Origin of the sequence: Pseudoalteromonas sp. (genome assembly GCF_041613455.1) — a bacterium.
Taxonomy (GTDB): domain Bacteria; phylum Pseudomonadota; class Gammaproteobacteria; order Enterobacterales; family Alteromonadaceae; genus Pseudoalteromonas.
This window is the reverse complement of record NZ_JBFJHD010000125.1, coordinates 1-9113: the sequence shown is the minus strand read 5'-3', so window position 1 is coordinate 9113 and position 9113 is coordinate 1. Positions and strand designations below refer to the sequence as shown.

Below are 9113 nucleotides of genomic sequence, written 5' to 3'. Positions count from 1 at the left end.
CTGTATCGGTTAACGCGGGGTATAGATGCGCGCGATGTAGCCAATGCCCATTTAGCTGCTGTAGAGCGGCGTTTAGCTGGGTTTAAGCGTTTTATTATTTCTGGCAAAACGCCGTTTCAACGCGCCGATTGTGTGCCTATCTATCAGCATGCCGATAGGCTATTAACAGCGCAGTGCCCCGAGTTAGCCCGCGAATTTAAGCGCAGAGGCTGGGCATTACCGGTTAGTTTAGACCGTATCTATGATTCATCGGCGGCGCAGACACAGTTAGATTGGCAACCTAAGTATGGCGTTGCTAGTGTACTTGCTATGTTAGATGATGAATCAAGCGAAGTGTTACCCGTTATACGCAAGTTACACGGCTAAGCCAAAGTAGTAACTTACAATTTAGCGTGTAATGCTAGGGCACATTACACATTACACATGAACACTTGAACCGCGCACAATTAAACTAGGTGGTAGCAAGGTACTTTGTACATGCTCGCCACGAATAAGCTTTAACAAGTTGGCGACTAACATTTGCCCCGCTAGGGTGGTGTTTTGCTCTATGGTAGTCAGTGGTGGGTTGGTGTAACTGGCAATCGCTATATTATCAAAGCCAATCACCGCCACATCATTGGGAACATGAATACCGGCTTCTTTAAGTGCCCGTATAGCGCCAATAGCAATCAGGTCGCTGGCCGCAAACAGCGCATTAAAGGTAATGTTATTGGCGATCAGTGAACGTGTAGCATGATAGCCCGACTCTTCAGTGGAAATGGCATTGGCCATTTTACGTTCGTTTAAGGTGATATTATTAGCCGCCAGTTGAGCTTTAAAACCTTGAAAGCGTGCAAAAAACTCCGGGCTATGGTGCGATGCATCGCCAATAAATGCGCAATCGGTTCTGTTTTGGGCAATAAAATGGTTTGCCGCTTGTTGCCCACCGCCAACGTTATCGCAACACACAGTGAGATCTGGGCGGTTATCTACATTGGCGCCCCAACAAACAAATTTGGTATTTTGTGCTAGCAGGCTGTCAAATTTTGGCTGGTAGTCAATGTAATCGCCATAACCCAACAAAATAATGCCATCGGCGCGGTGGCTGTCTTCGTAGTCGGCATGCCAATCAGCACTGGCTGACTGAAACGACACCAGTAAATCGTAGCCCTCTTTGGCACAGGCGCGAGTAATACTGCCCAGCATAGATAAAAAGAACGGATTGATTTGCGATTCATCAGAGGTGGGATCTTCAAACAACAGCAGGGCTAAGGTACTACTTTGTTGCGTACGTAAGTTGCTGGCATTTTTATCTACTTTATAATTTAGCTTTTTTGCGATTTCAAATACCCGTTTGCGGGTTTCTTCGTTCACCAGGGGGCTATTTCGTAAAGCACGAGACACAGTAGATTGCGACACCCCAGCATAATGGGCGATATCAAATGAGGTGGCTTTACCTTTCATGAACACTACTTATTTACCAATAGAAGAATGCTGCCATTCTCGTTTATTAATGATTTATTTCAAGCTAATTTATCAATAAAGCACTTTTTTTGTTGATTTATCCATGACACCGGTGTCATAATGGTGGCGTTTTATCATTTTGTTGTCAAAACGTATTGGCTGTCTATATTTTTTATAGGCAGCATTTTTTTACTGTGATAGCTGCTTTAGGGTGATAGCCTAAAGTAATAAAAGCGCAATGGGTGTCCCGTTGTAAAATAACAAGCATGAGTCGCTTAAACAAAAGAGATAACACCATGAGCTTACACTCTTCTGCCAAATTTGATCCTATTTTAGTTGCCGATATCGGTGGCACCAATGCTCGCTTTGCGTTAATTACTGCTTTTGATGCAGCAAAAAATGAATTTGTTATTGAGCATAATCAAACATTCCCCAGCGCTAATTTTAAATCATTACAAAGTGCAACCGAGCATTACTTATCGACTGTTGCGCATATTAAACCGCAGCGTGCCTGTTTAGCGGTTGCCGGACCCATTAAAGCAGAACAAGTACAATTGACCAATCTAGGTTGGCATTTTACTGTTAGCGAATTCAAACAATACTTTTCCTTCACCCAGCTTGAGGTGATTAACGACTTTGCGGCGTTTGCTCATGCTGCCCCCTATTTAGACAGCAAGCAAAATGTGGTGATCAAAATGGGTCAAGCCGATAGTGATGCAAATATTGCTGTTATTGGCCCCGGTACAGGGTTTGGCGCGGCCTGTTTAGTGAGAACCATACAATCTACTGCGGTGCTTAGCTCAGAAGGCGGGCATATCTCGTTAGCGGCAGTGACCGATTTAGATGAAAAATTACTGCAGCAATTACGTAAAGATCATCCGCATGTGTCGGTAGAAACGGTTTTTTCAGGCCCTGGAATTGCCCATTTGTACAAGGCCATGGCAGCGGTTCACGGCGTTAACGCCAAGCCGTTAGATGCCACTCAAATTAGTAACTTAGCAAACACCGGTGAATGCGACATTTGTGATGCTACGCTTAATCAGTTTTGTGATTGGCTGGGTAGTGTCGCTGGCGATTATGCATTAACGTACGGTGCGCTAGGTGGTTTATTCATTGGCGGTGGAATATTACCACGCATGCAAACACGCTTGTTAGCGAGTCGTTTTGTTGAACGTTTTTCACAAAAAGGTATTATGTCTCAATATGCTGGGCAAATTCCTGTGACCTTGGTCACGCAAGATAATATCCCTTTAATTGGTGCTGCAGCATGTTTGCATAACAGCAAATAGGAAGCGTTTCCTGTTTGTATATGGAAGTAAATAAATGAAAAAAGTAACCATAAATAGTGTAGCAAGTCACGCTGGCGTGTCTAAAAAAACCGTTTCTCGCGTGTTAAATAACGAGCCAAATGTAAGCGCAGCAACGCGTGAAAAAGTACTTAAAGTATTTAAAGAGCTTGATTACACACCTAACCCAATAGCGCGTGGTTTAGCACAAAACCGCAGTTTTATTATCGGGTGTATTTATGATAACCCCAGTAAAAGTTACATTACTCGTGTACAAACTGGGGCACTTGCAGCGTGCCAAGAAAATAATTATAACTTGCTTATTCACCCCTGTGAGCTGCGCGGCGATGCGCTGATCAACAATATTGACCAGCTGCTGCAATCGTCTCGCTTAGATGGCTTAGTATTAACCCCGCCATTTTCGGACTTTGCCGAATTAGCCGACTTTTTAAAATCGAAAAATATTCCTTATGCTCGCGTTGCGTCGGCGGTTTTAGAAGATGATTCTATTTCGGTGCGCAGTAATGATGAGCAGGGCGCGTTTGAAATAACCGAGCATTTAATTTCGTTAGGTCATACTGCGATTGCGTTCATTAAAGGTCACCCTGATCACAGTGCCACCGAACAACGCTTTATGGGATACCGCCGCGCCTTAGCTACTCATGGCATTGAGTTTGAAGAGCGTTTAGTGGAAGAGGGTAACTTTAGTTACCACTCAGGGGTAGACAGTGCGCGTAGTATTTTAGACTTATCGCCACGACCAACGGCCGTATTTGCTTCAAACGATTACATGGCGGCGGCAGTGCTTAAGTTAGCCACTCAGCGCAGCTTAAAAGTGCCCGAAGATATTTCAATTGCAGGCTTTGATAACGCACCGATAGCGCGCCATATTTGGCCAGGATTAACCACCATTGCACAACCTGTTGAGGAAATGACTAAACAAGCGGTCACTCAACTTATTGCGTCAATTGTAGAGCCGCAAGAAAAACCCTATCAAGCAACGCTTGAAGCGAAACTTATTACGCGCGAGTCAACCGCCGCCGTGAAATGAGTTAGCCACCACAGTTACACTGCTTTTCACAGTAACCCAAGTATGAGTGACGCGTACTTGGGTTTTTTTATGGCTAAAAAGCGGCGAAATAAACGGCTAAAATTTGCAGATGTTAAAAAAATAGACTATTTTTATGGCTCAGGGTTGACACCGGTGTCATGCTCGTGCGTTAATACAGTGACACCGGTGTCAGGAAGGTTGTGAGAGACTCCCTGGCAGGGTACCTTTGAACGGGTAAGCCAAAGATGCTCAGGGCAATTAAATACGTGGAGTCTTTAGTTGCCACTGAGCCTTTATCCTCTAACGAATAGAGTTGAGTTATATTATGTTGCATCCACGAATTCAAGAAGTCACCGAACGTATCATTTCGCGCAGCCAAGCAACCCGCCAAGCTTATTTAGATCGTATTTCACACGCAAAAAAACAAACAAGAGTGCGTGCTGGATTAGGCTGCGGCAACATTGCCCACGTTATGGCGGCCTGTAGCAGTGACGACAAAGCACGCTTAAAAGCGGATGAGCAACCAAACCTAGCAATCATTAATTCTTACAACGATATGTTATCGGCACACGTACCGTATAAAGATTACCCCGATTTAATTAAAAGCATTGCCACAAAATACGACGCTACAGCACAAGTGGCAGGCGGCGTACCGGCTATGTGTGATGGCGTTACGCAAGGGCGTGACGGCATGGAATTGTCGTTGTTTTCACGCGATGTGATTGCAATGTCTACCGCTATATCACTGTCGCATGATGTATTTGATGGTGTATTTTGTTTAGGTGTGTGCGACAAAATTGTACCGGGATTATTAATTGGTGCGTTATCGTTTGGCCACTTACCGGTATTCTTTTTACCAGCAGGGCCGATGCAATCTGGCATTCCAAACAAAGAAAAAGCGCGTATTCGTCAAAAGTTTGCCCAAGGCTTAGTTAGTCGCGAAGACTTACTTGAAGCTGAAAGCGCGTCTTATCATAGTGCCGGCACCTGTACTTTTTACGGCACTGCTAATTCAAACCAAATGTTAATGGAAATAATGGGCTTACACTTGCCTGGTAGCTCGTTTATTAACCCATACACAGAGCTTCGCGATGGCTTAACCGGTAACGCGGTAGAAACCATGCTTAAGCAATTAACCGACGATAAAGACAGCCCATGTTTAGCGGATGTTATTAGCGAAAAAACCATAGTTAATGGCTTAGTAGGTTTACTCTCAACTGGCGGCTCAACCAATCATGCCATTCATATTGTGGCAATTGCTAAAGCCGCGGGTATTCAAGTGACTTGGAAAGATATGTCGGATTTATCGGCGGTTGTACCACTGCTGACACGTATTTATCCTAATGGCTCTGCCGATGTAAATCATTTTCAAGCTGCGGGTGGTATGGGCTTTTTAATGCGCGAATTAGCAAGCGCAGGGTATTTACATACCGATGTGAAAACCATGCTTGGCGAAGGTTTAGCCCCTTATATGACCGAGCCGCGGTTAGATAAAGATGACAGCGTAATCCTCAGTAATGCAACTGGCCCAACTAAAGTGAAGTGGGTTGCGTGCCCAGAGAATTCTCATGATGAAGAGGTACTTCGCCCTGTATCTAATCCGTTTAGTAAGCAAGGTGGCTTACAACTGTTAACCGGTAATTTAGGTAAAGCGGTCATTAAAGTATCGGCAGTGGCCACAGAGCACCAAGTGGTTACGGCTACAGCAAAAGTGTTCAGCTCACAAGGCGAATTACAAGATGCTTACAGCCGCGGCGAGTTAAACCAAGACTTTATTGCGGTGCTTAAAGAGCAAGGACCGAAAGCGAAAGGGATGCCAGAGCTGCACAAGTTAACGCCGGTCATGGCCACCTTGCAAGATCAAGGCTTTAAAGTAGCCATTGTTACCGATGGCCGTATGTCGGGCGCATCAGGTAAAGTGCCTGCAGCGATTCACTTAGCCCCAGAAGCGGTTGAAGGTGGCATTATTGCTAAAATTCATGAAGGTGATTTAGTTACGTTAGATGCGCCAAATGGCATTTTAAAAGTTCATGTTAGCGATGATGAGCTGGCTAAGCGCGAGCTGCAATTAAGCCTACCTAGCTTAACTTTTGGTACTGGGCGTGAGTTATTCACCGGCTTTAGAAACATTGTTAGCAGCGCCGATTTAGGTGCCAGTGCATTTGGAATTGAAGATTAATTAGCCATTGTGGGTAATGAGGAACAGTTATGAGTATTGAAAAAATATTAGCATCGGCGCCTGTCGTCCCTGTTGTGGTAATCGATAATTTAGAAGACGCAGCACCGCTTGCACAGGCACTGTATAACGGCGGCTTAAAAGCACTTGAAATTACGCTGCGTACACCGATTGCGATTGAAGCGGTAAAATTAATGAAAGCTGCGGTACCTGAAGCCTATGTGGGTACCGGCACTGTGGTTGATAAAGCCAGCTTTGATGCTTCAGTGGCCGCAGGCGCTGACTTTATGGTTAGCCCAGGTGTAAACGACGAACTCGTTGCACTGGCAAAAACCACGGATATTCCTTTTTTACCGGGCGCCGCTACCCCAAGTGAAGTAATGCAGTTAGCGTCGCAGGGTTTTAAATATTTAAAATTTTTTCCTGCAGAGGCTGCGGGTGGCACTGCGATGCTTAAATCGATTGCAGGCCCATTACCCGATGTAACATTTTGCCCCACAGGTGGTATCACACTTGCCACTGCGCCTAACTACTTAGCACTTAACAATGTAATTTGTGTAGGTGGTACCTGGATGTTAGACAAACAATTAATTGAAAACAAAGACTGGCAAGCTATTGAATCGCTTGCTCGCCAAGCATGTGAAGTAAATAGGAGTCAAAAATGATTAATGTAGCAATTAATGGCTATGGCCGTATCGGACGTAATGTATTACGTGCACTGTATGAATCAGCACAAAATGATGAAATTAAAATCGTGGCAATTAACGATTTAGCGCCCGCTAATGTCAATGCCCACCTTACTCAATTTGACTCAGTGCATGGCCAGTTTTCTAAAAAAGTAACCTTAGCTGATAATACACTGCTAATTGGCGACGATGTTATTACCCTCACGCAAGAACGTGATCCGGCAAATTTACCGTGGCAAGCATTAGGCGTTGATATTGTTTTAGAGTGTACTGGGCTATTCACCACGCGTGAAGCCGCCGCTAAACATATTACTGCGGGTGCTAAAAAAGTCATTGTATCAGCTCCGGGCACCGATTTAGATGCCACTGTTGTACACGGTGTAAACAGCCATGTATTAACGGCCGACAGCAATATAATTTCTAATGCATCGTGTACCACTAACTGCTTAGCGCCGATTGCAAAAGCACTGAACGACACGGTAGGTATTGAGCAAGGTAGCATGACAACTATTCATGCTTACACCAACGATCAAAACTTATCAGACGTGTATCACCCAGACTTATACCGTGCGCGTAGCGCAACACAATCGATGATCCCCACTAAAACGGGGGCAGCAAAAGCTGTGGGCTTAGTATTACCGGAGCTTTCGGGTAAGTTAGATGGTATGTCGGTGCGAGTGCCTACCATTAATGTATCATTAGTTGATTTTACCTTTATTGCTAAGCGTGATACCTCCATTGCAGAAATCAATGCCATTATGCAAGATGCGGCGCATGGCGCAATGCAAGACATTTTACAATATAACGAGTTACCGCTGGTTTCTATCGACTTTAACCATAACCCAGCGTCGTGTGTGTTTGACTCAACTCAAACAAAAGCGACCGGTAAGCTCGTGAAGGTTATGGCGTGGTACGATAACGAATGGGGTTTTTCAAACCGCATGCTAGATCAAGTAAAAGCGCTTGGTAAGTTTTTATAATATAAGCGTTTAACTAAAGCTTAACAAGCCACGCATTGCGTGGCTTTTTTGTGCTCGTTATAGCAGTTGTGCTAATTGGCTGAATGTTGGGCGCTGCGCCATATCAGTGTGCATACACCGTTTAGCAAGTGCTGTAAGCTCAGCAACCTGGTCATTGCTGTCGTTGCACACAGTGAGTAAATCATCGATTAGACACCCCATGGCTCTAACTTCAATTCGTTGCATTTGTTGGCGTTGATATTCACTCAACATGACTAAATTAGTTGCTGCACCAAAATCGCCAAATAAAACCTCTGCGTGTTGGTTTACCAGGGTGTTGTGCGCGTACACGTCGCCATGGCTTACTTTATTTACATGCAAATGCTGCAGGGTGTTGGCCATTTGCTGCACAATTTTATAAATGGCTTGGCTACTATAGTTGCAGCCATCTGCGAAGGTGTCGCGGGTGCAGCTGTGCAAGCTTGGCGGTGATCCTAAATTGCTAAAGTTATTATCTATTAGCTCCATCACTAAACCAAGTTGCTGATCTTGCTCTATATATGCAAGTACCTTAATTAAATTGGCATGTTCATTTGCTTGTAAGCAACAGTTCACTTCATCAAGCGGGTAACCATCGCTGGTAATTGCACCTTTAAATAACTTAATAGCAACCGCTTTATTTTCAGTTTTTGCAAGGTGGATCACGCCAGAGGCGCCTTGGCCAATAACCTGCTGTAATGTGTAATCACTCAGTGGCTTATTCTCTAAACTACTTTGTGTTAGGCACTGCGCTTTATTAAAATTGTTTCCCGCAAAGGCAAGCCAACTGAGCTTGGGTAACTCAAATAGCCAATTATCTAGGTGGGTTAAGTTATTAGCGGATAAGCGCACTAATTCGAGGTTTTTACACTGCTGCATGCTGCTTGGCAACGTGCGTAAGCGGTTCCCGGCAAGGGCGAGTTTGCGCAGCTGCTTAAGCTCGCCAAATGACTGCGGTAATTGCTCAATACGGTTGTCGGTTAAAATCAACCACTGAGTTGTGAGCGGCAAGCTATGCTCAGCAAAGTCACTAATTTGATTGCCCTTAAACGCAATCATAATCAGTGCGGGGCACTGGGCTAACACAGCAGGAATATGCTTAAACTGATTAAACGATAGAAACAGCCGTTTTAATTTTGTCAGCCGAGCAAAATCAGCCGGTAACTCGCTTAATTGGTTATTTGATAAATCAAGCACTTCAAGGGTGTCGGCAAGGCTAAAAATTTCCTCTGGAAAATCAGTGAGGTTTTCTACTATTTGTAAGTGGCGAGCGCCGCTTAAAGCACCCGCACGCAGTTGTTCTAGGGTATTCAAAATTTACTAATCCATTTTACAAAAAACAAAAAGACCAACTAAGTTGGCCTTTAAACACGCGGGTTATTAGCGCTTAAAACTCGGCGTTGTGGTACACGATTTGAACGTCGTCGCAATCTTCAAGCATGGCTAAAAAGCGTTCCATCACTTCTACATCTT

General features: G+C 44.5%; 7 protein-coding genes and 2 pseudogenes. 6 read left to right on the top strand and 3 right to left on the bottom strand.

What is annotated here, in order from left to right; all coding sequences use genetic code 11:
• Positions 1 to 366: pseudogene (locus tag ABYB02_RS11580) on the top strand (NAD(P)-dependent oxidoreductase); the annotation flags it as partial.
• A 51-nt stretch (positions 367 to 417) separates the two neighbouring features.
• Here the strand turns inward: ABYB02_RS11580 and ABYB02_RS11575 are convergent.
• Positions 418 to 1443, bottom strand: a complete 1026-nt coding sequence (locus tag ABYB02_RS11575; protein WP_372762605.1) for a LacI family DNA-binding transcriptional regulator — start codon at positions 1441 to 1443, stop codon at positions 418 to 420.
• Between the two features lie 296 nt (positions 1444 to 1739).
• Here ABYB02_RS11575 and glk point away from each other — a divergent pair, with 296 nt between their 5' ends.
• From glk to gap, 5 genes are all read left to right on the top strand, one after another.
• The gene (glk, locus tag ABYB02_RS11570; protein WP_372762604.1) at positions 1740 to 2732 is read left to right on the top strand and encodes a glucokinase; all 993 of its coding nucleotides are present in this window, start codon (positions 1740 to 1742) and stop codon (positions 2730 to 2732) included.
• 34 nt (positions 2733 to 2766) lie between these two features.
• The gene (locus ABYB02_RS11565; protein WP_372762603.1) at positions 2767 to 3780 is read left to right on the top strand and encodes a LacI family DNA-binding transcriptional regulator; all 1014 of its coding nucleotides are present in this window, start codon (positions 2767 to 2769) and stop codon (positions 3778 to 3780) included.
• Positions 3781 to 4105: 325 nt separating this feature from the next.
• Positions 4106 to 5959 carry a phosphogluconate dehydratase gene (edd, locus tag ABYB02_RS11560; protein ID WP_372762602.1) on the top strand — a complete coding sequence of 618 codons (1854 nt, stop codon included), beginning with the start codon at positions 4106 to 4108 and terminating at the stop codon, positions 5957 to 5959.
• A gap of 29 nt (positions 5960 to 5988) precedes the next feature.
• Positions 5989 to 6621 (top strand): bifunctional 4-hydroxy-2-oxoglutarate aldolase/2-dehydro-3-deoxy-phosphogluconate aldolase, encoded by a 633-nt coding sequence (gene eda, locus ABYB02_RS11555; protein WP_372762601.1) that lies wholly within the window; start codon positions 5989 to 5991, stop codon positions 6619 to 6621.
• Complete coding sequence (gene gap / locus ABYB02_RS11550) at positions 6618 to 7622, top strand: type I glyceraldehyde-3-phosphate dehydrogenase (protein WP_372762600.1); 1005 nt, start codon at positions 6618 to 6620, stop codon at positions 7620 to 7622. Before eda ends, gap begins: the two co-directional genes overlap by 4 nt.
• A 57-nt stretch (positions 7623 to 7679) precedes the next feature.
• On the opposite strand, the gene ABYB02_RS11545 is transcribed toward gap, so the two are convergent.
• Complete coding sequence (locus tag ABYB02_RS11545) at positions 7680 to 8954, bottom strand: protein kinase (protein ID WP_372762599.1); 1275 nt, start codon at positions 8952 to 8954, stop codon at positions 7680 to 7682.
• 73 nt (positions 8955 to 9027) lie between these two features.
• Positions 9028 to 9113: pseudogene (locus ABYB02_RS11540) on the bottom strand (YebC/PmpR family DNA-binding transcriptional regulator); the annotation flags it as partial.

Excerpts from the sequence above, each read along its gene's own strand:
- ABYB02_RS11575 (WP_372762605.1), bottom strand. The coding sequence starts at position 1,443 with ATGAAAGGTAAAGCCACCTCATTTGATATCGCCCATTATGCTGGGGTG.
- glk (WP_372762604.1), top strand. The coding sequence starts at position 1,740 with ATGAGCTTACACTCTTCTGCCAAATTTGATCCTATTTTAGTTGCCGAT.
- ABYB02_RS11565 (WP_372762603.1), top strand. The coding sequence starts at position 2,767 with ATGAAAAAAGTAACCATAAATAGTGTAGCAAGTCACGCTGGCGTGTCT.
- edd (WP_372762602.1), top strand. The coding sequence starts at position 4,106 with ATGTTGCATCCACGAATTCAAGAAGTCACCGAACGTATCATTTCGCGC.
- eda (WP_372762601.1), top strand. The coding sequence starts at position 5,989 with ATGAGTATTGAAAAAATATTAGCATCGGCGCCTGTCGTCCCTGTTGTG.
- gap (WP_372762600.1), top strand. The coding sequence starts at position 6,618 with ATGATTAATGTAGCAATTAATGGCTATGGCCGTATCGGACGTAATGTA.